Annotated in this window: 21 protein-coding genes; 9 read left to right on the top strand and 12 right to left on the bottom strand. The window is 70.7% G+C overall.

Annotated elements, in window-relative coordinates; all coding sequences use genetic code 11:
* Positions 1–25: 25 nt before the first annotated feature.
* The 4 genes from HPY32_RS22145 (at position 26) to HPY32_RS22160 (ending at position 3,993) form a co-directional block, all read left to right on the top strand.
* Positions 26–604, top strand: coding sequence for a LytR C-terminal domain-containing protein (locus tag HPY32_RS22145; RefSeq protein ID WP_067595065.1), 579 nt, complete (start codon positions 26–28; stop codon positions 602–604).
* Positions 605–709: 105 nt separating this feature from the next.
* Positions 710–1,393, top strand: coding sequence for a superoxide dismutase[Cu-Zn] (sodC, locus tag HPY32_RS22150; RefSeq protein ID WP_067595063.1), 684 nt, complete (start codon positions 710–712; stop codon positions 1,391–1,393).
* 13 nt (positions 1,394–1,406) lie between these two features.
* Positions 1,407–2,552 carry a glutamate--cysteine ligase gene (locus tag HPY32_RS22155; RefSeq protein WP_067595061.1) on the top strand — a complete coding sequence of 382 codons (1,146 nt, stop codon included), beginning with the start codon at positions 1,407–1,409 and terminating at the stop codon, positions 2,550–2,552.
* Between the two features lie 163 nt (positions 2,553–2,715).
* On the top strand, positions 2,716–3,993 hold the full coding sequence (locus tag HPY32_RS22160; protein ID WP_373686688.1) for a phosphatase PAP2 family protein: 1,278 nt from the start codon (positions 2,716–2,718) through the stop codon (positions 3,991–3,993).
* Here HPY32_RS22160 and mnhG read toward each other — a convergent pair.
* The 10 genes from mnhG to HPY32_RS22210 form a co-directional block, all read right to left on the bottom strand.
* Entirely contained in the window at positions 3,990–4,340 is a 351-nt protein-coding gene (gene mnhG, locus HPY32_RS22165) for a monovalent cation/H(+) antiporter subunit G (RefSeq protein ID WP_067595055.1), read from the bottom strand. The two genes, HPY32_RS22160 and mnhG, sit on opposite strands and share 4 nt — an antisense overlap.
* On the bottom strand, positions 4,337–4,597 hold the full coding sequence (locus tag HPY32_RS22170) for a monovalent cation/H+ antiporter complex subunit F (RefSeq protein WP_067595052.1): 261 nt from the start codon (positions 4,595–4,597) through the stop codon (positions 4,337–4,339). The genes mnhG and HPY32_RS22170 overlap by 4 nt, the downstream gene beginning before the upstream one ends.
* Complete coding sequence (locus HPY32_RS22175) at positions 4,594–5,145, bottom strand: Na+/H+ antiporter subunit E (RefSeq protein WP_067595049.1); 552 nt, start codon at positions 5,143–5,145, stop codon at positions 4,594–4,596. Before HPY32_RS22175 ends, HPY32_RS22170 begins: the two co-directional genes overlap by 4 nt.
* Positions 5,142–6,758, bottom strand: a complete 1,617-nt coding sequence (locus tag HPY32_RS22180) for a Na+/H+ antiporter subunit D (RefSeq protein ID WP_067595046.1) — start codon at positions 6,756–6,758, stop codon at positions 5,142–5,144. Before HPY32_RS22180 ends, HPY32_RS22175 begins: the two co-directional genes overlap by 4 nt.
* On the bottom strand, positions 6,755–7,138 hold the full coding sequence (locus HPY32_RS22185; RefSeq protein ID WP_067595043.1) for a Na(+)/H(+) antiporter subunit C: 384 nt from the start codon (positions 7,136–7,138) through the stop codon (positions 6,755–6,757). The genes HPY32_RS22180 and HPY32_RS22185 overlap by 4 nt, the downstream gene beginning before the upstream one ends.
* Positions 7,135–9,981 (bottom strand): Na+/H+ antiporter subunit A, encoded by a 2,847-nt coding sequence (locus HPY32_RS22190; protein WP_067595040.1) that lies wholly within the window; start codon positions 9,979–9,981, stop codon positions 7,135–7,137. The genes HPY32_RS22185 and HPY32_RS22190 overlap by 4 nt, the downstream gene beginning before the upstream one ends.
* A gap of 203 nt (positions 9,982–10,184) precedes the next feature.
* Positions 10,185–11,525 carry a hypothetical protein gene (locus tag HPY32_RS22195; protein ID WP_067595037.1) on the bottom strand — a complete coding sequence of 447 codons (1,341 nt, stop codon included), beginning with the start codon at positions 11,523–11,525 and terminating at the stop codon, positions 10,185–10,187.
* 78 nt (positions 11,526–11,603) lie between these two features.
* A complete protein-coding gene (locus tag HPY32_RS22200; RefSeq protein ID WP_067595031.1) occupies positions 11,604–13,820 on the bottom strand; it encodes an AAA family ATPase in 2,217 nt (738 codons plus the stop codon).
* 35 nt (positions 13,821–13,855) lie between these two features.
* A complete protein-coding gene (locus tag HPY32_RS22205) occupies positions 13,856–14,749 on the bottom strand; it encodes a CDP-alcohol phosphatidyltransferase family protein (protein WP_067595028.1) in 894 nt (297 codons plus the stop codon).
* Complete coding sequence (locus HPY32_RS22210; RefSeq protein ID WP_067595025.1) at positions 14,746–15,459, bottom strand: phosphatidylserine decarboxylase; 714 nt, start codon at positions 15,457–15,459, stop codon at positions 14,746–14,748. The genes HPY32_RS22205 and HPY32_RS22210 overlap by 4 nt, the downstream gene beginning before the upstream one ends.
* 277 nt (positions 15,460–15,736) lie before the next feature.
* Between HPY32_RS22210 and HPY32_RS22215 the strand changes: the two genes are divergently transcribed.
* Positions 15,737–16,765: a beta-ketoacyl-ACP synthase III gene (locus HPY32_RS22215; RefSeq protein ID WP_067595022.1), complete on the top strand. Its 1,029-nt coding sequence runs from the start codon at positions 15,737–15,739 to the stop codon at positions 16,763–16,765.
* Here HPY32_RS22215 and HPY32_RS22220 read toward each other — a convergent pair whose 3' ends face one another.
* Positions 16,766–17,464, bottom strand: coding sequence for an SIMPL domain-containing protein (locus HPY32_RS22220; RefSeq protein WP_067595019.1), 699 nt, complete (start codon positions 17,462–17,464; stop codon positions 16,766–16,768). It lies immediately after the preceding gene.
* Between the two features lie 93 nt (positions 17,465–17,557).
* On the bottom strand, positions 17,558–18,016 hold the full coding sequence (locus tag HPY32_RS22225) for an SRPBCC family protein (RefSeq protein WP_067595016.1): 459 nt from the start codon (positions 18,014–18,016) through the stop codon (positions 17,558–17,560).
* Between the two features lie 204 nt (positions 18,017–18,220).
* On the opposite strand from HPY32_RS22225, the gene HPY32_RS22230 reads away from it, so the two are divergent.
* Genes HPY32_RS22230 through HPY32_RS22245 form a run of 4 tightly spaced genes read left to right on the top strand, consistent with a single transcriptional unit; the run spans position 18,221 to position 21,936 of the window.
* Positions 18,221–18,382 (top strand): hypothetical protein, encoded by a 162-nt coding sequence (locus HPY32_RS22230; protein WP_156674764.1) that lies wholly within the window; start codon positions 18,221–18,223, stop codon positions 18,380–18,382.
* 53 nt (positions 18,383–18,435) lie between these two features.
* A complete protein-coding gene (locus HPY32_RS22235) occupies positions 18,436–20,109 on the top strand; it encodes an NAD(P)/FAD-dependent oxidoreductase (protein WP_067595013.1) in 1,674 nt (557 codons plus the stop codon).
* A gap of 13 nt (positions 20,110–20,122) precedes the next feature.
* Positions 20,123–21,583, top strand: a complete 1,461-nt coding sequence (locus HPY32_RS22240; RefSeq protein WP_067595010.1) for an ATP-binding protein — start codon at positions 20,123–20,125, stop codon at positions 21,581–21,583.
* The gene (locus HPY32_RS22245) at positions 21,583–21,936 is read left to right on the top strand and encodes a UBP-type zinc finger domain-containing protein (RefSeq protein ID WP_067595007.1); all 354 of its coding nucleotides are present in this window, start codon (positions 21,583–21,585) and stop codon (positions 21,934–21,936) included. The genes HPY32_RS22240 and HPY32_RS22245 overlap by 1 nt, the downstream gene beginning before the upstream one ends.
* The last annotated feature ends 191 nt before the right edge of the window (positions 21,937–22,127 follow it).

The raw sequence follows: 22,127 nt of genomic DNA on the forward strand, positions 1-22,127 counted from the left end.
GACCGGTGCGACTAGGGTTCATCAGGTGAGCAACCCGAATCCGCCCTCCGGCGGGCCGCCGCTGCGCGCGCTCGCCATGGTGCTCATCGCGCTGGCCATCGTGTTCGCCGGTCTCGGCGCGATGTCGCTGTCGAAATCGGAATCCAAGGGTACGCAGTCCGCCCAGGGCCAGGCCCCGGCGGCCACCGGCACCGCGGCCAAACCGTCCGTCTCCGGCGGGGGCTCGGTCGCGCTCCCCGGCTCGTCCACGACCACCGCCGCGCCCCGGACGACCGCGCCCACGACAACCACCACCGCCGCGCCCACGACAACGGCTGCGGCGCTGGACAAATCGGTAGCGGTGCGGGTGCTCAACAACAGCACCGTGGCCGGATTGGCCGCCCGCACCGGGAACCAGCTGACCGCGGAAGGCTGGAATGTCACCGAAACCGGGAACTATCCCAACGGTGTCATTCCGAAAACGACCGTCTACTACGGAAATTCGCCGGGCGAACGCGCGGCGGCCCAGGCCATCGCCAATAGCCTCGGCGTCTCCGCCGAACCCCGATTCCCCGGTATCGCGGACACACCCCCCGGGGTGATCGTCATCGTCACCGGCAACTGAAGCCCCACCACTACTCCGGATAACGGCTCTGGCATCATCTTGTCCGGTAACGAATCTGTTCAGCCAGCATTACTCGTAAACTCGGACTCGTAAAGGAGTTCCCCGATGGCCCCCTCCACAATTCGTCGCCCGTCCTGGTGGACCGTGACCCCGGTGCTGGCGGTCGCGGTGCTCGGTCTGGCGGCGTGCACCAACGGCCAGGAGTCGAGTGACGTCAAGGGGACCACGCCCCCGGTGTGGACCGGTTCGGCGGCGCCGGGCGGCACCGCCGCGGGTGAGCAGACCGCCGCCCCGTCCGGCGACTCGGTCTCGGTGCAGCTGAAGGACCCCGCCGGCGCCGAGGTCGGCACCGCGACGGTGGCCAAGCAGGGCAACCACCTCGAGATCACCGTCGACGCGCACGGGCTCAAGCCGGGCTTCCACGGCCTGCACTTCCACAGCGTCGGCAAGTGCGAGCCGAACTCCGTCGCGCCCACCGGCGGCCCCGCCGGTGACTTCCTCTCCGCGGGCGGGCACCTGCAGGTCGGTGGCTCGACCGCGCACCCGGCCAGCGGCGATCTCACCTCGCTCGAGGTGCGCCAGGACGGCACCGCCCACCTGGTCACCACCACAGACTCCGTCACCCTGGACGATCTGAAGGGCCGCGCCCTGATGATCCACGCGGGGGCGGACAACTTCGGCAATATTCCGAGTCGATACACGCAGGCCAACGGCACCACCGGACCGGACGCCGAGACCATGGCGACCGGTGACGCGGGGGCGCGGGTAGCCTGCGGCGTTGTCGGGTAAGCGCAGGTGACCCATGGGTGGGGCAGGCATTCGCAAGGTTTCCTGGAACGGCTCGCCCCGCCCCACCGTGGGGGTCGAGTGGGAGATCGCGCTCGTCGACAAGCAGACGCGCGATCTGGTCAACAAGGCGGCGGCCGTCTTCGACGCGGTCGGTGATCTGCGGGCCCACGACGGCACCCCGCAGGTCACCAAGGAGCTGCTGCGCAACACCGTCGAGATCGTCAGCGGCGTGCACGAGACCGTCCCCGGGGTGATCGACGATCTGAGCGGCACCATGGACACCGTGCGCCGCGCCGCCGATCCGATCGGCGTCGACCTGTTCTGCGCGGGCACCCATCCGTTCGCCCAGTGGTCGTCGCAATTGCTCACGCGCACAGAGCATTACGACGAGCTGATCTCACGCACCCAGTGGTGGGGGCGGCAGATGCTGATCTGGGGCGTGCACGTGCACGTGGGAGTCTCGCACCCGGAGAAGGTTTTTCCGATTCTCAACGGGCTGCTGCTGTCGTATCCGCACCTGCTGGCGCTGTCGGCGTCCTCGCCCATGTGGGCGGGTGTGGACACCGGATACGCCAGCAATCGCGCGCTCATGTTCCAGCAGCTGCCCACCGCCGGGCTGCCGTTCCAGTTCGAGAACTGGGGCCAGTTCGAGCGTTTCGTGCACGATCAGATGAAAACAGGGGTGTTCGAACAGCTGGGTGGGATGCACTGGGACATCCGCCCGGCCCCGAAGTGGGGCACCATCGAGGTGCGGATCTGCGACGGAACCCCTACGCGCACCGAGCTTTCCGCGTTGGTGGCGCTCATCCACTGCCTCGTGGTGTACCTGGACCGGTGCGTCGAGGACGGGCTGGCGCTGCCCACCCTGCCGCCCTGGCACGTGCAGGAGAACAAGTGGCGCGCAGCGCGTTACGGGCTGGACGCGATCATCATCACCGACGCCGACGGCAACGAGCGGCTGGTCACCGACGACCTCGCCGATCTGCTGAACCGGCTGGAGCCCACCGCGAGACGGCTCGGGTGCGAGAACGAGCTGTCGCTGGTTCCGGACATCCCCAAGCGCGGGGCGTCGTATCAGCGGCAGCGCCGGGTGGCGGCGTCCGCGCAGGGCGACCTGGTGCCGGTGGTCGACGCCTTGGTCAAGGAGCTGAACGGCTGACGGCCGCGAATGTTGCCCGCTGGTAGCCCGTAGTTCAGCTGCGCAGGGGGGTGGCGTTCATCACGTGTTTACTATGGGCGTCGTGCTGCTCGACGATCCACGCTCCGATTTCGATGGTGACGCCCGCCGTCGGACCGGGCCGTCGGTATCGCGGCGGGTCCGGATCGCGGCCGGGGTGGCGGCCGTGCCGGTGCTGCTCGTCGTCTTGCAGATCCTGGCCGCCCACAATGGTTTCCAGGGTCCGCTGGAGAGCCTGTGGGGGGACTACGCGGGCACGCCGAAGTCGGTGTCGGTGCCGTGGGCGGGCCTGGCGCTGGCCCTGGTCGGGCTGTCCTGGCGGCGGCGGTTGCTCACCGCGGGGGCCGCCGTCGCGATCGATGCCGTCTACGCCCTGGTCCGGGTGCTGCTGGGCGGTCCGCTGACCATCGGCAACGGGCCGGTGGTGGCGCTGACCGGGCTGGCGCTGGTCGCCTGGCTCGGCTGGGAGGGCCGAGACAAGCGCGATGCGCTGCACGCCGCCGCGCTGGGCGCGCTGCTGATCCTGGCCACCAAGGTCGGCGACGTCTGGCTGCACATCACGGTGATGGCGGGCCCGAATGTGCTGGACCGGTACGTGGTCCTGGCCGATCACGCCTTCGGGGAGCCGTCCTGGCTGATGGGGCAGGCCCTCGACGCCCTCGGGCCCGCGGTCTCGGCGGTGCTGCACTGGGTCTACATCGAGCTGCCGGTGGCGGCCATGGTGGTGGCGGTCTGGCAGCTGCGGCGGGTGGTGTCGACCGGGGTGTGGCCCGAGCACTATCTGGTGCGGACGTTCCTGGTGCTGGGTCTGGTCGGGCCGGTGGTGTACGTGCTGTTCCCGGTGGTCGGCCCGATGTTCGCCTTCGCCGCCGACGGGCACGGCCTGCAACTGGGCGACTACTGGCCGCACGCGATCCCGCCGCGGGAATCGGTGCCCGGCGCCATGCCGTTCGACAACGCCACCCCGCGCAACTGCATGCCGTCCATGCACACCGCCTGGGCCACCACGGTTTTCCTGCATTCCCGCCGCGCCCCCGACGGGTCGCCCGCGCCGCGCTGGCTGCGCTGGGGCGGCGCGTTCTGGGTGCTCGCCACGCTGACGGCCACCCTGGGCTTCGGGTATCACTACGGCGCGGATCTGCTGGCGGGCGCGGTGCTGTGCCTGACGGTGGAGTCGGCCCTGCGCGCCCCCGGTCGCGGCTGGGACCGCGCGCGCATCGGATTGGTCGGCGCGGGAATCGGATTGCTGGCGGTGCTGCTGCTGTCGTATCGCTTTCTGGCCGTGTGGATGTCCGAGCATCCGTTCCCGGCGGGGGCCATGGCGCTGGGGCTGTTCGCGGCCTACGCGTGGGCGTTCGCCGCGACCTGGTTCGGGCGCGCCGCGGTCACCCGGCCAGCGCCGGAGCCGCTGTCGGCCCGCTAGGGCTCGTCCACGTCGTCGCCGAGCTCGTTGATCAGCAGCAGGCCGTCGCGGTGGCGCTGTTCGCGGTAGGCGGTGCGGCCGATGAGGTGGGCCACGGCCGGGGCGGTGAGCAGGGTGAACAGGCCGACCAGCAGCAGCAGCCAGACGTTGCCGTGCCCGCGCAGCTGGATGGTGGCGCCGATCAGGATCAGGACCAGGCCGACGACCTGCGGCTTGGTGGCGGCGTGCATGCGCGAGAGGGTGTCGGGGAAGCGCACGATGGCGATGGCGGCGGTGAGCGCGAGCGCCGCGCCCAGCACGATCAGGCCGCCGGACAGCCAGTGCAGCGCGGTGCCGAGCCAGCTCATCGGTCGTCCCGGACGCGGAAGCGGGTCACGGCCGCCGAGCCGAGGAAGCCGACCAGCGCCAGCGCCACGATGCCCGGCAGCACCGAGGTGTCGTCGCTGTAGGCCGCCCACACCGCCAGGCCCGAGGCGGCGATGGCGACGAGGGAGTCGACGCCCACCACCCGGTCCAGGGTGCCGGGACCGGCCAGGATGCGGTAGCTGGTGAGGACGGCGGCGCCGATCAGTAGTATCGCCGCGATCAGGGCCACAACCGTCATCGCTCCTCCTTCGAACGCCGTGCGGGGGTGGTGGTCTCGTGCCATTCGGCGGGGCGCTCGAAGGAGCGGATCAGCAGGTGCTCGAGCCGCCGGGTGGTGCGGTAGAAATTGTCGACCGCCGCGTCGCTGCCCACGTCCAGCACGTGCACCCACACGGTATGGGTCTCGCGGTCGATCTCCAGAACCATGGTTCCCGGAATGAGATTCAGCAGGTCCGTGCACAGCACCAGCACCAGATCCGACCGGATCGACAGCCGCACCCGCAGCACACCCGAGACCGGCGGCCCGGACGGGCGAATCGCGAACCAGGCGATCTGCACGCTGGACTCGATCGCGTAATAGGCGCTCAGCGCGACCAATTCGAGCAGCGACAGCGGGTGCAGCCGCCCGTGGATGGGCACCCGGGGCAGCGGCAGCGCCAGCATCACCAGGGCGCCGATCGCCAGCCCCGCCAGGGCGTTGGCGAGGTTCAGATCGCCCCACAGCGCCGTGTACACCAGCGCCAGCCAGACCAGCACCCCGATCCGGACCAGGACGTCGCGGCTCATCGCGTCCCTCCCGACTGCCACGAATCCGACGGTCCCAGCACGGTTTCCAGATAGGTGTGCGGATGTTTCAGGTCGTCCGCGGCGCGTCCGGCGATGCCCAGGATCGGTCCCGCGAATACCGTCATCCCCAGGCCCACCGCGATCAGCGCGACGGTCGGCGCCAGCATCAGCCGCGGCATCCGGCCCGGATCCACCCGCTCGTCGAAGGCGATGTCGGTGGACTCGTCGATCAGCGCCGACGGGGTGGCATGGGCCAGATCGCCTTCCGGCGCCTGGGCGCGCGGCCGCCAGAACGCCTTGCTCCACACCCGCGCCATCGCGTACAGGGTGAGCAGGCTGGTCAGCACCGACCCGCCGACGAGCACCCAGGCCAGCGCGCTGCCGTCGGCCACGCCCGCCTGCAGCAGCGTCACCTTGCCGAGGAAGCCCGAGAGCGGCGGAATACCACCGAGATTCAGCGCCGGGATGCCGAACAGCACCGCCAGTGCCGGGCTGGCGGCGAGCAGCCCGCCCAGCCGGCTCAGCGACGCCGATCCGGCCTGCCGCTCGATCAGGCCCACCACCAGGAACAGCGTGGTCTGCACCAGAATGTGATGCGCCACATAGAAAACCGTGCCGGTCAGGCCCGCCGCGGTATTGAGGCCCACCCCGAACATCAGATAGCCGATGTGACTGACCAGGGTGAACGACAGCAGTCGCTTGATATCGCTCTGCGCGATCGCGCCCAGGATGCCGATCAGCATGGTCAGCAGGCCGCACACCATCAGGATCCGGTCGAAGCGACCGGACGGGAACAGCAGCGTGTGCATCCGGATGATCGCGTACACACCGACCTTGGTGAGCAAACCGGCGAAGACCGCGGTGACGGGCGCGGGCGCGGTCGGATACGAGTCCGGCAGCCAGTTCGACAGCGGGAACACCGCCGCCTTGATCCCGAACGCCACCAGCAGCACGGCGTAGATGGAATTGCGGGTGCCGTCGGGGATCTCGGGCATCCGGGCCGCCATGTGCGCGAGGTTCAGGGTGCCGGTCGCCGCGTAGGCGAGCGCGATGCCGGTGAGGAAGATCAGCGACGACACCATCGACACCATCACGTACGACACCCCGGCGCGCACCCGGTCGGCGCTCGCGCCCAGGGTCAGCAGCACGAACGACGCGGCCAGCAGCACCTCGAAGCCGACGAACAGGTTGAACAGGTCGCCCGCCAGGAAGGCGATCGAAACCCCCGCGCTCAGAATGAGATACGTCGGCTGGAAGATCGAGGTCGGCTGGCGCTCGGCGCCGTCGCTGATGCCCTGCCCGACGGCGAAGACGAGCACCGCCAGCAGCACGATCGACGACACCAGCAGCATCGCCGCCGACAGCCGGTCCACCACCAGCGTGATCCCGATCGGGGTGTGCCAGTCGCCGACCTGCACCGCGGACATGCCGTGCCGGTCGGCCAGATACAGCAGCAGCGCGGTGATCACCACCACCGCGCCCAGCCCGGCCACCGAGATGCTCTGCTGCAGTCGCGGTCTGCGCCCGGTGATCAGCGTCGTGGCCGCGGTGAGCAGCGGGATCAGCACCGGCAGCGGGGTGAGGACCGGTAAGAGTCCGGGGGACAGGGTCATTGCTCGGGATCCTCGCCCTCGCGACGGGACGCGACCTTCACGTCCTCGGGGTCGTTTTCGACCCGATCGGTGGTGGTCAGGGCGAAGGACCGGTAGGCGAGGGCGAGCACGAAGGCGGCCAGGCCCATGGTGATCACGATCGAGGTGAGCACCATCGCCTGCGCGAGCGGGTCGGCGGTGTCGTGGTGCACCCGGTCGGTCTCGCCGAGGATCGGGGCCCGCCCGTCCGGCCCGCCGACGGTGATGATCAGCAGGTTCACCGCATTGCCGAACAGGATCATCCCCAGCAGCATCTTCGACACCGCTCGCTCCAGCACCAGATACACCCCGCAGGCGACCAGGATGCCGATGAGAACCAGCAGGGTGACATTCGCACTCATCGCGTCTCCTGTGTCGTGCGGGACACCGTTGCGCCACCGGCGGTCTCGGTATCCAATCGGGCGCCCAGACTGCGCAGCACATCGAGGACCAGGCCGACGACGATGAGGTACACGCCCAGGTCGAACAGCATGGCCGTGACCAGCTTGACGTGTCCGAACACCGGCAGCGTGAGCTCGACGATCGCCGAGGACAGCGGCGGCGCGCCGAGCAGCAGCGAGCCGGTCGCGGTTCCGGCCGCCAGCGTCAGCCCCGCGCCCAGCAGATGCCCCGCGTCCACCGGCAGCGCCTCGGCCAGCTCGTACCGCCCGCCCGCGAGATACCGCAGCACCAGGGCCAATCCGGCGGTGAGCCCGCCCGCGAAGCCGCCGCCGGGGGCGTTGTGGCCGGAGAAGAAGAAGTACGCCGACAGCACCATGATCGTCGGGAACAGCAGGCGGGTGGTCATCGCCAGCACCATCGAGCGGTCGCGTTTCGCGACGAGCCCGGCCGCGGGCAGCCAGTAGGCGCGATCCGGATCGGGGACATAGCCGGGCGCGTCGGCCACCCGCGGCAGCGTGCCGAAGCGGCGGCTGCGGAACATCAGCGAGGCCACGCCGGTGGCGGCGACGACCAGCACCGAGATCTCGCCGAGCGTGTCCCAGGCGCGGACGTCCACCAGCAGCACGTTCACCGCGTTCTTGCCGCCGCCGAACTGGTAGGCCGCCTGCGGGATTCGATGCCAGATCGGCTCGGTGGACCGGGCGGCCACGGCGAAGGCGCCCAGCACCGCCACCGCGGCGCCCACGCCGATCGCGAGCAGCGCGCGGCGCACCTTGAACGCCGCGGTGCGCTCGGGGGTGATCTCGGCGGGGAATTTGCGCAGCACCAGCACGAAGATCACCAGCGTGAGCGTCTCGACCAGGAACTGGGTGAGCGCCAGGTCGGGCGCGCCGTGCAGGGCGTAGATCACGCCGCAGCCGTAGCCGGTGACGCCGACCAGCAGCACCACGGCCAGGCGGTTGCGCATCACGGTGGCGCCCAGCGCCATGGTGGCCATGATGGCGCCGATCACCAGTTGCAGCGGCGAATCCCACAGGCGCAGCGGCACTCTCGTGCGGCCGCCGAGGACGAGCATGACGGTGGGCAGCGCGATCAGCGTGATCAGGATCAGCGCCTGGTTCAGCGGCAGCGAACCGCGCTGGGTCGCGCCGGTCATGCGCAGCGACAGCTGATCCATCGCGCGCAGCGTGGCGTCGTAGACGCGATCGGCGTTGCCCAGGCGGGGGCTGGCGGATTCGCCGATCCGGTCGCGGATCTCGAACAGCACCAGGCCGCAGGCGATCACCGCCATGGTCAGCGTCAGCGGGGTGCCGAAGCCGTGCCACAGCGCCAGGTGCGGCGGTTCGGCGCCGGGCAGGGTCTGCGCGTACGGCCGCACTCGCCGATCCAGCCACGCCGCGCCGGGCCCGGCGGCGAGGCTGGCCGCCGCCAGCACCGCGGGCGGCACCAGGAAGGCCGCTCCGGGCGGGTGCCAGCGCCGCCGCGGCTCCGGCGCGCCCACCGCCACCGACTTGGTACCGAAAGCGCCCCACAGGAATCGGGCGCTGTAGCCGACGGTCAGCATGGAACCGACGACGATGCCGACGGTGACCGCGATCCGGCCGGACGGCGACAGCGTGTCGGCCCCGAGCGCGGCGGTCAGCGCGCTCTCCTTGCCGACGAAGCCGAGCATCGGCGGAATCCCGGCCATGCTCAGCGCGGCCAGGATCGCGATCGCGCACAGCACCGGTTCGCGGCGGCCCAGGCCGGACAGCCGGCGCAGGTCCCGGGTGCCCGCGCCGTGGTCGATGATGCCGACCACCATGAACAGGCACGCCTTGAACAGCGCGTGCGCCACGATCATCGTCGCCCCGGCCAGCGCCGCGTCCGGCGTGCCGATGCCGACCAGCACCATCAGGAAACCGAGCTGGCTGACGGTGCCGAAGGCCAGCACCAGTTTCAGGTCGTACACCTGCAGCGAGCGCAGACCGGCCAGCACCATCGACAGCACGCCGAGCCCGAGCACCATCGGATGCCAGGGCGCGACCGCCGCGAAGCCGGGCGCGAGCCGCGCGACCAGGTACACACCGGCCTTCACCATCGCCGCCGCGTGCAGGTAGGCGCTGACGGGTGTCGGTGCGGCCATGGCGCCGGGGAGCCAGAAGTGCAGCGGCACGATGGCGGACTTGCTCAGCGCGCCGATCAGCAGCAGCACCAGCGCGACACCGGTCCACCAGTCGTGCGGGTCGATGCGGGGCAGCAGCTCCGACAGCAGATAGGTGCGGTAGTGCTGCCCGACCATGATGATGCCGACCAGCATGGCCAGCCCGCCCGCGCCGGTGACCAGCAGCGCCTGCAGCGCCGCGCGGCGGCCCGGCAGCTGGTCGGCGTGGTGGCCGACCAGCAGGAACGACAGCACCGTGGTGGCTTCCCAGAAGGTGAACAGCAGCAGCATGTTGTCGCTGAGCACCAGGCCGAACATGGTGCCCGCGAATGCGACCAGATATCCGGCGAAGATCCCGAGCCGCTGCCGATCGTCATCGTCGAAGTAGTGGGCGCAGTAGGCCAGGATCAGCGCGCCGATCCCGAGCACCAGCGCGGACATGATCGAGGCCAGCCCGTCGAAGCGCAGCGCCAGGTCCAGGTGGATGCTCGGCGCCCAGCGAATGTCGATGCGCTGCCCGCTGTTCCAGTGCGCCAGCACCCAGCCGAACCCGGCCAGCGGCGCCAGCGCCAGCAGATAGAACCCGCGCCGCCCCAGCACCCGGACGCACGGGGGCGCCAGCAGAGCGGTCACGGCATGAGCGAGCAGGATGGCGAGCAAACGGCCCTCCGTCGAGTCGGCGGCGGGTGGTTCGGCTTGATATTACGTGTCCCCCCGGCATTTCCCGCCTGCGGCACCAAAGCCTCAACCACGAACCCACCAGTACGGCTATAGCCCTGCAACCGCAGTTGTGTTCGGGGTCACTTCGCGGCTCCGGTTCGGTACGCCGGGTTCTGTGTCCCCGGCGCGCTTTTGGCCGGGGCCTACTCCCGCTCCTCACCGCTCTCCGCCGTCTCGACCGTTCGATTCGGCGTCGGAGTTCTCCAGCGGCGCAGGGCGATCAGGCCGACGATGCAGCCGGTGGTGACGGCCAGTGCGGTCCAGCTCGGGATCGGGGAGCTTGCCATGGGGACCTGGCACACGTACCAGTGGCCGCCGTCGACGGTGACATCGGTGAAGTCGCCGCGGCTGACCCGATCGCGCAGCGCGGGCACGATCGACGGCACGAACACGATGGACAGGCCGAGCACGCGCGTCGGGTTGTAGCGCGGCGCCGCGCTGCCGAAGCAGTACCCGGCCAGCACCGCCAGCAGCACGCTGATCGTCGCGGCCCGGGTGCGCTCGTGTCCGACGGCCGCGGCGGTGAGGGCATTGCCCAGCGCCAGCATCGCCAGCAGGACCAGGGTCGCCATCGGGGCCGGGCGGCGGAAGCCCAGCAGAATGCCGAACCCGGTGAGCGCCACCAGCGGAGCCGCGGCCCAGCCGGGCAGCCACGCGGGCATCAGCGCCCCGCCCACCGCCGACAGCGACACCGCCAGCAGGATCAGCGTGCCGTCCCGGCGGGGCAGCAGCATCGCGGCGATCAGCCCCGCGACCACGATCGCCGCCACCGCCAGCGCGATATCCGCGGTGTCGTCGGCGCGCCGCGTCAGCCACTCCGCGCCGAACAGCGTGATCGTGACGAACAGCAGCCCGGCCAGGATCGGCGCCATCGGCAGCTCCACCGAGCGGCGCTCCACCCCGGTGCGGTGCCGGTTCACCAGGGTGCCGAGCGCGACCAGGGCCACGGTCAGCTCGATCAGCCACAGCGGCGGGGAGTCCGTGGCGGGCCAGTGCATCGGGCGATCCGCCTCCAGCACCTCGTCGATGTGCCCGGTCGGCATGGCCGCGCCGATCACCACGCTGCCCAATCCGCCCAGCGTCCAGCCGAACACCTGCATCCGGCCGTGCAGCACCGCCACCGCGATGCCGCCCAGCAGGATGCCGCCGGACAGGGAGTCGATGAAGTTCAGCGTGGGCAGCGAGACGCCCGGATCGCCGCGATGCCCGATCAGATGGTTGATCAGCATGATCGTGATCCCGCACAGCGCCGAACCCCAGGCGGCCAGGGCGTGATTGACGGTGGTGGCCATCACCGCGACGATCACCGCCACGAGGGCGCCCGCGGCGATGGCGCGCGGCAGGCTGTAGGCGAGCAGATCCAGTTGCAGCGTCGTGGTGTCCGCGGTCCACGCGAAGTCGATGGGCAATAGCAGCGACAGCCCGGCTACCAGCGTGGCCAGGCAGGCCGTCACCGTCTCGACCACCCCGTACGAGGTCCGCACCAGGCGAAAATACCTGTGCACCGGGCCACTTCCGGGTCCGACGTGCCGGTTACGAGGGATTTGCCTCCCTCGCCCGGCTCAGAGGTAGCCGCCGGTGGCGCGCTGCTCGGCGTACCCGCGCAGCGATTCCACCTGCTGCGCGTCCAGCGACGGTCGCACCGCCGATCGGGCCGCGGCGACATCGGCGGCGGTCACGTCGGCGGCGTCCACATCGCGCCGCATCGCCGCCAGCGCCGCCTCGCGCAGCAGGGCGGAGCAGTCGGCGGCCGAGTAGCCGTCCAGCTCGGTGGCCAGCGCGGCCAGATCCACGGCGGCGTCCAGCGGCACGGATTTGCTTGCGGTGCGCAGGATTTCGGTGCGCGCGTGGGCGTCCGGCGGCGGCACGAACACCAGCCGCTCCAGGCGGCCCGGGCGCAGCAGCGCCGGATCGATCAGCTCCGGGCGGTTGGTCGCGCCGACCACCACCACATCGCGCAGCGGCTCCACCCCGTCCAGCTCGGTGAGCAGGGCCGCCACCACCCGGTCGCCGACGCCGGAGTCGCTGCTCTGCCCGCGGCGCGGGGCCAGCGCGTCGATCTCGTCCAGGAAGATCAGCGAGGGCGCGGAATCGCGGGCGCGCTGGAACAGTTCGCGGACCGCACGCTCGGAGGAGCCGACCCACTTGTCCATCAGCTCCGCGCCCTTCACCGCGTGCACGCTGAGCTGACCGCTGCCCGCCAGCGCGCGGACCAGGAAGGTCTTACCGCAGCCGGGCGGGCCGTACAGCAGCACGCCGCGCGGCGGGTCGATGCCGAGGCGGGCGAAGGAGTCCGGGTGCCGCAGCGGCCACAGCACCGCCTCGGTCAGCGCCTGCTTGGTCTCGACCATATCGCCGACGTCGTCGAGGCTGAGGCTGCCGATCGCGAGTTCCTCGGCGCCCGAACGCGACAGCGGGCGGATGACCTGCAGCGCGTCCACCAGATCCGGCTGGGTCAGGATGGGATCGGTGTGGTCGCGGCTGGCCCGCGAGGCCGCCCGCAGCGCCGCCTCCCGGCACAGCGCCGCCAGATCCGAGACGACGAAACCCGGTGTGCGCGAGGCGATCTCGTCGAGCTTCAGGCCGTCGACCGGCACCTTGCGCAGCAGCTGTTCGAGCAGGTCCTTGCGCACGGCCGCGGTCGGCAGCGTCAGGGCGACCTCGCGATCGCAGAGATCCGGTGCGCGCAAACGACTGTCGAGCCCCGCGGGGTGCGCGGTGGTGGCGAGGAAGGCGACCCCGGCCGTCGCCACCGCGGCGCGCAGCTGATCGAGGATGAGCGTGGCGACCGGTTCCGGGTCGGCGGGCAGCAGCGCGTCGATATCGGTGATCAGCAACACTCCGCCCGGGCCGGAACAGATTTCGGAGACCGCCAGCCCGACCTCGCGCAGCCGGGTGCCGCTCTCGGTGGCGCCGACGGTGGGCCCGTCCAGCTCCACGATGCGGCGCGGCGTCGCCACCGCGCGGGCCAGCGTCGCCTTTCCCGCCCCGGCCGGGCCGGTCACCAGCACGCCGAGATGCGGTGGGGCGCCGAGGGTTTTGAGCAGTTCGGGTTCGTCCAGCGCCAGGCTCAGCCATTCCGACAGCTTGCCCGCCTGCGCGCGCACCCCGGCCAGATCCGCGACCGCGACCGCGGAGGGCCGCTCCCGCACCAGCATTCGGGTGCCCGGCGCCGCGGCCGCGCCGCCCGGATCGTGCGAGGCGGAGACGGGCGCGCCCACGCCCCACACCACCGCGCTGTTGGGTTGCACGCTGACCGGACCCGGCGCGGGGTCGGTCGCGGTGACGGTGAGCAGTTCCGAGGTCCAGGCGACGCCGAAGGTCCGCGCCAGCGCCTGCGTCGCGGCCGAGGTGCTGGTGCCCGGACCGAGGTCGCGCGGCAGCAGCGACACCGCGTCCCCCACGGTGACCACCTTGCCCAGCAGCGCCTGCCGCAGCGTGGCTTCCGGAATGGTGCGGGTGGCCTGCACCGACCCGGTCACCGAGAGCTGCCGCGCCCCGTAGACGGTCACCGGCGACACCACCACCGTCGCGTCCTCCCGCACTCCGGCGTTCGACAGCGTCACATCGTCCAGCAGCACCGCGCCCGCGGGCGTCCCCTTCGGCGCCACCCCCACCACGGCCGCGGTCCGCCGCGACCCGATCACCGCGATTCCGTCCCACTCCCGCAGCCCCAGCGCCGCGAGCGCCTCCGGATGCAACCGCACCACCCCCCGCCGAGCATCGGCGGCCGAGCGATTCAAACGAGCAGTGAGCGACAGTTCGGGCACGTTGCCCATTGTGCCTGTGCCGGTTTCGGGCGCGGCCCGGCTCCTCAGCGGCGCAGGTCGTCTCGGCGACCGTGATCGGGGCGGCGCAGGCGCAGGCGCGCCGAGGAGACCGAGACACGCAGCGCGGGGCGGCGGCGGGAGGCCCGGCGCTGGGCCCGGCGCTCGGCGGGCTTGTGGTGCCAGACCTCGGGCCGGGCGGCCACCCAGCGTTGGGACCGCCAGGCGAAGGGGATGTGGCACAGGTACAGCGCCACCAGCACCAGCAGCAGGACGAGCGGGAAGGTGACCAGGGCGGCGGCGGCCAGCGCCACCAGCACCAGCAGCAGCGCCGCGGCCTGCGGGGCCACCGACACCGACTTCATCGCCAGCGTCGGAATGGTGCTCACGGCCAGCAGCGCGGCGAACACCGTCCACGCCCCCACCACCGGGAAGCTGTTCCACCAGCCGCTGTGGAACTGTTCGTGCATCGCGACCGGCACCAGCGCGATCAGCGCCGCGGCCGGGGCGGGCACGCCCACGAAGTACTCGCGCTGCCAATCGGGCCGGGTGTCGTCGTCGATCAGCGTGTTGAACCGGGCCAGGCGCAGCACCAGGCTCACGGTGTAGATCAGCGCGATGATCCAGCCCGCGCTGTTCTCGCGCAGGAACGCCACGTACAGCACCAGCGCGGGCGCGACGCCGAAAGAGATTGCGTCCGAGAGCGAGTCGAGCTCCGCGCCGATCTTGGTGGTGGCGTCGAGCATGCGCGCGAGGCGGCCGTCGAGCGTGTCCAGCACCGCCGCGGCGCCGATCATCGCCAGCGCCACCTCGAGCGAATTGTCCAGCGCGAACTTCACCGCCGACAATCCCGCGCACAGCGCCAGAATCGTCACGATGCTGGGCAGCAGCCGGACCGACCGCCGCCGACGCCCCGGCCCGACCACGGTTTCCTCGATCATGACAGCTCGGCCAGTACCGTCTCCCCGCCGATCGTGCGCTGTCCGGGGAGAACCAGCGGCTCGGTGCCGGCCGGGAAGTAGGTGTCGACGCGGGAGCCGAAGCGGATCAGGCCGTAGGTGTCGCCGATGGTCAGCGTGTCACCCACCGCGGCCTCGCAGACGATGCGGCGCGCCAGCAGGCCCGCGATCTGCACGACCGCCACCAGCCGTCCCGACGCGGTCTCGAGCACCATGGTGTTGCGCTCGTTCGCGGCGCTGGCCTCGGGCAGATCGGCGGAGCGGAATTGTCCACGCCGGTAGACGATTTCCCGCACGGTGCCGGACACCGGCGTGCGCTGCACGTGCACGTCGAGCACCGACAGGAAGATGCTCACCCGGGGCAGCGCGGCGTCGCCGAGGTTCAGCTCGGCGGGCGGCACCGCGGTATCGACCAGCGCGACCTGGCCGTCCGCCGGGGCGACCACCACATCGGCTCGGTTCGGCGGCACCCGGTGCGGATGCCGGAAGAACGCGGCCGAGGCCGCCGCGGCCGCCAAACCCGTGCGGCGCACCCACTTTCGGCGCCCGCCGAGCAGCGCCACCGCCAGCGGCGCCGCCACGAACGGCAGGCCGGCGGGGTGCAGCGGCGGAATCGCGTCGCGGACCAGGTCGGCGACATGGCCGAGACCGGCGCGTTCGGGTGTGCCTGGCGGGGTCGGGCGGCGGGCCACGGGCTCCTCTTTCGTGCGCGGACGGTGGGCGGTGCTGGACCGCGCTCACACCTTACGGGACGCCGGGCTCCGCAGCGTGTGACGAGGATCCGTTCGCGCACCGGCGACACCCGAACTTGATGTGACAATACGCCCCCGTAGGGCGGCTTTTCGGGATAACATGAGGGGGCCTCACGTCTGTGGTCGCCTAGCGAGCCGGTGCTGAGGGGAACGTTCGATGAGCGGGTGGGGCCCCGAGCCCGCAAACGCCTGCCGGCAGGTGCATAGGAGACGCACGATGGCTGCTCGACTCGCCCAGGTGGACGGGGCGGAGTACACCGCCATGCTCGGACTCGGCGTATATCGCCCCGGTCGGGTGGTCACCAACGACGAAGTCGCCGGACCGATCAATTCCAGCGACGAATGGATCCGCACCCGCTCGGGCATCCGGACCCGCCGGTTCGCCTCCGAGGAGGAGACGGTCATCGCCATGAGCGTGGCGGCCGCCCGCGACGCGCTGGAATCCGCCGGTGTCACCGCCGACCAGATCGACTGCGTCATCGTCGCCACCTCCAGCTGGCTGCTGCTCACGCCCGCCGCCGCCCCGCAGATCGCCACCGAACTGGGCATGAACCATCCCGCCGCGTTCGACATCTCCGCCGGGTGCGCCGGGTTCTGTCACGCGCTGACGCTGGCCTCCGACCTGGTCAAGGGCGGTACCGCCGGTCACGTTCTGGTCATCGGCGTGGAGCGGCTCACCGACACCATCAACCCCGCCGACCGCGGCACCGCGTTCCTGTTCGCCGACGGCGCGGGCGCGGTGGTGGTCGGCCCCTCCGACGAGCCCGGCATCGGCCCCACGGTCTGGGGCTCCGACGGCACCCAGCACCACGCCATCCGCCAGGACAAGAACTGGATCGAATTCTTCCGCGAGGTCGAGGAACAGGGCGCCGACGCGGTGCGACCGTATCTGGCCATGGAGGGCACGGCGGTATTCCGTTGGGCCGCACACTCGTTGAAGAAGGTGTGCCTGGAGGCCATCGAGCGCGCGGGCCTGTCGCCGAGCGACCTCGACGCCATGGTCCCGCACCAGGCCAACGGCCGGATCATCGAGATCATGGCCCGGGAGCTGCGGCTCGCGGAGAGCTGCGCCCTGGCCGAGGACATCGAGGAGGCGGGCAACACCTCCGCCGCCTCCATCCCGCTGGCCATGGAGGCGCTGCTGCGCAAGGGCGAGACCAAGCCCGGCGCCGACGCACTGCTCGTCGCGTTCGGCGCGGGCCTGTCCTACGCCGCCCAGGTGGTGAAGCTGCCGAACTGGCAGTAATCAGCCGAGGTCCCAGGTGACGGTCACGGTGAACGTCACCGTCTGCGTCCCCGGCTCGAGCGGAATGTCCGGCCCCGCCGCCGCCCCCTGATTGAACCGCGGGGTGGGCGGCGGTGTGCCGCTGCTGGTTTCGTTGATCGTCTTGACATCGCGCAGCTTCAGCCCGGCCAGCACCGCGTACTGTTCGGCCCGCGCCTTGGCGTCGGCGAAGGCCCGGGCGCGGGCATCGGCCAGCAGCTTCGAATTGTCGTCGAGCCCGAAGGACACTCCTTGGATGCGGGCGTCGTTGCCGCCGGCCTGCACCGCCGCGGACAGGACCGCCGACGCCCTGGGCAGATCGCGGACCGTCACGTGCAGGGAGTTCGTGGCCCGGTACCCGGTCACGGTGTGATCGGGCCCGAACTGCGGTTGCAGCGCGACATCCGCGGTCTGGACGTCCTCGCGCTTGGCGCCCGCCCCGACCACGGCATCGGTGACGGCCTTGGCCTTGTCGTTCGCCTGGCCGATCGCGGTGGAGACATCGGGCGCGATCACCTCCACGCCGAGATCCGCGTTCAAGGTGTCCGGCGCGCCGCGCACCTGACCGGAGCCGACCACCGTGACATCACGCGAACCACTGCCGGAACTCGTGGTCCCGCACCCGGTGAGCAGCAGAGCCGTGCCGACCAGCACGGCGACGGAGCCTGTCATTCGTCGCATGCCCCAACCTCCCACGCTCCGCGCGGGAGGTCGACAGAACACGCCGCGCGCACCGAGACAATCCTGTCGGTCCCGGCGTGCTTTTGGCCGGGATCAGGACTCCGCCGCCGCCTTGATCTTCTCCAATGTCGCCTGCATGCCCGTCATCAGGTTCGCCTCGAATTGTTCCTCGCCGCCGAGGAATCGGTCGATCATCATCCGCACCGGCTTGCGCACTCCGATGGGCACGTCGCGGCGTTCGACGAGGCGGGTGCCGCCGTCGGCGGGCTCCAGCGTGTAGCTCCACACCGTGCCGTTCTCGGTCATCCGGAACGCGAAGGCGCGGTCGGGCTCGTAGCGCACGATCCGCGAGGTGGTCGGGTAGACGTAGTAGGGCTTGGCGCCGTCGCGATTGAGGTTGACCGTCCAGGTCCCGGCCCGCGGGCTGCCGAGCGGGATCATCCGGATGGTGGTGGGGCTGAACTCCGGCATTCGCCGCAGATCGGAGACGATCGCCCAGACGCGGTCCGGCGGCGCGGCGATCTGGATCGCGGCTTCGAGAGTGTTCGGCAACGCTGCCTCCGAGGTGCCTCGCGAGAGATGTAACTTCCGGTACCGGAAAATCGTACCGCCGGGTCGAAGATCAACTAGGTCACATTCTGGTGCGTTGTGGTGTCGAGCCTGTAATACCGGGCACACAATGGCTGATAGACGAGTCGGCAAGCAACAAAGCAGCACACCTGGGCCCAGGTTCCGTCAGACGCGAGGTGATCGGCCGTGAAACTCCGCTTTCTCCTCCACCGCAGGCGCGCGGACGCGCTGCCGCTGCTCCCCGACGGCGACTCCGGAACAGCACCCGCCGGTTCCGCCCGCGAGGAACGGCTGGAACGCCTCCTCACGCAACGCGAACTCGATCTCGTGGAACACCACCTGCTGTGAGCCCGGGGTGAACACCCTCGGCAACACTTGCGCGTACCGCCCATACTTTTGAGGTGACTTCACCAGCTGTCGCCAAACCGGCGATCCTCAGCGTCGACGACGACCCCGGCGTCTCCCGCGCGGTCGTCCGCGACCTGCGCCGCCGCTACGGCGCGGATTACCGGATCTTGCGAGCCGAATCGGGCGCGTCGGCGCTCGAGGCCCTGCGCGAGATGAAACTGCGCGGCCAGCCGGTCGCCGTGCTGATCGCCGACTACCGCATGCCCGGCATGAACGGCATCGAATTCCTGGAGCACGCCATGGACGTGCACCCGCACGCCCGGCGCGTGCTGCTCACCGCCTACGCCGACACCAACGCCGCGATCGAGGCGATCAATGTCGTCGACCTCGACCACTACCTGCTCAAGCCGTGGGATCCGCCGGAGGAGAAGCTGTACCCGGTGGTCGACGCGCTGCTGGAATCCTGGCGCGGCGACGATCGCCGCCCGGTGTACGAGACCAAGGTGATCGGTCACCGCTGGTCGGCCCGCTGCTCGCAGGTCCGCGAATTCCTGGCCCGCAACCAGCTGCCCTACCGCTGGTACCTGGCCGACGAACCGGAGGGCGCGCGGCTGCTGGAGGCGGCCGGAGCGAATCCCGAGCAATGCCCGGTGGTGATCGATCCCGCGGGCGACACGCTGATCACCCCCACCGATTCCGAACTGGCCGGGCGCGTCGGCCTGAGCACCGACCCGACCGGCGATTTCTACGATCTGATCGTGGTCGGCGGCGGCCCGGCCGGGCTGGGCGCGGCGGTGTACGGCGCCTCCGAGGGCCTGCGCACCGTGCTGGTGGAGCGCACCGCGACCGGCGGCCAGGCGGGCCAGAGCTCGCGCATCGAGAACTACCTGGGCTTCCCCGACGGCCTGTCGGGCGCGCAGCTGGCCGACCGGGCGCGGCGCCAAGCCGTCAAATTCGGCGCCGAGCTGGTCACCGCGCGACAGGTGGTGGGGCTGGAGATCTGCGGTTCGGCCCGGGTGGTGCGCTTCGACGACGGCAGTTCCGTTGCGGCGCACTCGGTTCTGATCGCCACCGGCGTCAACTACCGCCACCACCCGGCCCCGGGCGTGGACGACTTCACCGGCCGCGGCGTCTACTACGGCTCGGCCATGACCGAGGCCGCCGACTGCGCCGGCCGCGACGTCTACATCGTGGGCGGCGCGAATTCGGCCGGGCAGGCCGCGGTGTTCCTGTCCCGCAACGCGAACACCGTGCACATCCTGGTGCGCGGCGATTCGCTGGAGAAGTCCATGTCGCACTACCTGATTCGGCAGATCGAGCAGATCCCGAACATCAGGGTGCGCACCGGCACCGAGGTGGTCTGCGCCGAGGGCGACGACCATCTGGAGCGGATCGTGCTGCGCGACAACGCGACCGGCGCGGAGGACAAGGTCGAGGCCGAGCGCCTGTTCCTGTTCATCGGGGCCGCCCCGGAGACCGACTGGCTCGACGGCCTGCTGCGGCGCGACGAGGCCGGATACGTGATCGCGGGTCCCGATCTGATGATCGAGGGCGAGCGCCCGGCGGGCTGGGAACTGCCGCGGCCACCGGGCCATCTCGAGACCAGCATCCCCGGCGTCTTCGTGGCCGGTGACGTGCGCTCGGAGTCGGCGAAACGGGTCGCGTCCGCCGTGGGCGAGGGCGCGATGGCGGTCATGCTCGTCCACCGATACCTCGCCAAGCAGTAGGAGGTGTGCTCGGATGGGCACCCAACTGATTTGTGATCCCGACGAACTACGCACGCTGTTCCTGTTCGAGAAGCTCGACGACGACCAGCTGGCGTGGCTGTGCCGCGACGGCCGGGTCGAGCACTTCGAGCCCGGCCTGGTCTTCCGCGAGGGCGACCCGGCCACCTGCTTCTACGTCCTGATGGACGGCGAGGTCGTGCTGACCAAGCGGTCCGGCGGCGAGGAGATCGAGCTGGTGCGCACCAGCCATCGCGGCTCCTACTCCGGCGCGTGGTCGGCGTACATGGGCGACAAGGTCGACCAGAGCTACTCCGGCTCGTTCTACGTGACCGAGCCGTCGCGGTTCTTCGTGCTCGACGCGGGCACCTTCGCGCGGATGATGCAGGAGTGGTTCCCGATGGCCCTGCACCTGCTGGAGGGCGTGTTCTTCGGCAACCGCAACGCCAACGAGATCATCGGCCAGCGCGAACGGCTGCTGGCGCTGGGCTCGCTGTCGGCCGGTCTCACCCACGAGCTGAACAACCCCGCGGCGGCGGCGGTCCGGGCCACCGCGTCGCTGCGCGACCGGGTCGCCGGTATGCGGCACAAGCTGAAGATGATGGCGCACGGCAAGTTCGACTCCGCCGCGCTGGAGGCGCTGGTGCAACTCCAGGAGGAGGCGGCCACCCAGGTGGCGAAGGCCCCGACGCTCACCCCGATGGAGGCCGCCGACCGTGAGGACGAACTCGGCGACTGGCTGGAGAACCACGGCATCGCCAACGGCTGGGACATCGCGCCGACCTTCGTGCAGGCCGGATTCGACATCGACTGGCTGGAGAAGGTCGCGGCCACCCTGGAGGGCTGCGACGGCGGCGTGTTCGAGGGCGCGATCCGCTGGCTCAACTACACGGTCGAGACCGAGCTGCTGATGTCCGAGATCACCGACTCGACCACCCGCATCTCCTCGCTGGTGGACGCGGCCAAGCAGTACTCGCAGATGGACCGCGCGCCGTTCCAGGTGGTCGACCTGCACGAGCTGCTGGACAGCACGCTGGTGATGCTGGCCCGCAAGATCGGCGACGGCATCACCGTGGTCAAGGAGTACGACCGCGCCCTCCCGCAGGTGCCCTGCTACCCGGCGGAGCTGAATCAGGTGTGGACCAACCTGATCGACAACGCGGTCGCCGCGATGGACGGCCGGGGCACGCTCACCGTCCGCACCTACCGGGAGAACGACTGCGCCGCGGTGGAGGTGTGCGACACCGGCTCGGGCGTCCCGCCGGAGATCCGGAACCGGATCTTCGAACCGTTCTTCACCACCAAGCCGGTGGGCGAGGGCACCGGTCTGGGCCTGGACATCTCGTTCCGCATCGTGGTGAACAAGCACGGCGGTGACATACGAGTGGAATCGGAGCCGGGCGACACCCGATTCGTCGTCCGGTTGCCGTTGAACCCGACAAATCGTGCAGCGCAACCGAATCCGGAGGTGCAGTGATGTCGCAGGCGATCGAGGGTATCGATCCGGCGGTGCCGCCCAGCGGCCCCGGATGCGCGGAATGCGAAGCGGCGCAGGGCTGGTGGGTGCATCTGCGGCGCTGCGCCCAGTGCGGGCACGTCGGCTGCTGCGACACCTCCCCGGAGCAGCACGCCTCCCGGCACTTCGCCGACACCGGCCACCCGTTCATCCAGAGCTTCGAGCCGGGCGAGGACTGGTTCTGGGATTTCCGCACCGGCGAGATGTTCGGCGAGGGCCCGAAACTGGCGCCGCCGCAGCATCATCCGCGCACACAGACGGTGCCCGGACCGCGCGAACGGGTGCCCCGCGACTGGCAGAACCGCATACACTGAGGCCGGATCCGCCGCACGAGCGCGACCACGTCGGCGGGTCGTGCGGCGGACCATCCCTACCGGTACACCGTGCCAGGGTTTCGTTCCCGGTGAACGGGTATCCCCGCGGGTGTTTCCTGTCCCGCGGCGAGTGCCCGTTCACTGTGAACGATAGGAGCCCGTGCCGCCCCCGACTGTGCTGTGCCTGCACA

Source organism: Nocardia terpenica, from assembly GCF_013186535.1.
GTDB classification, from domain to species: domain Bacteria; phylum Actinomycetota; class Actinomycetes; order Mycobacteriales; family Mycobacteriaceae; genus Nocardia; species Nocardia terpenica.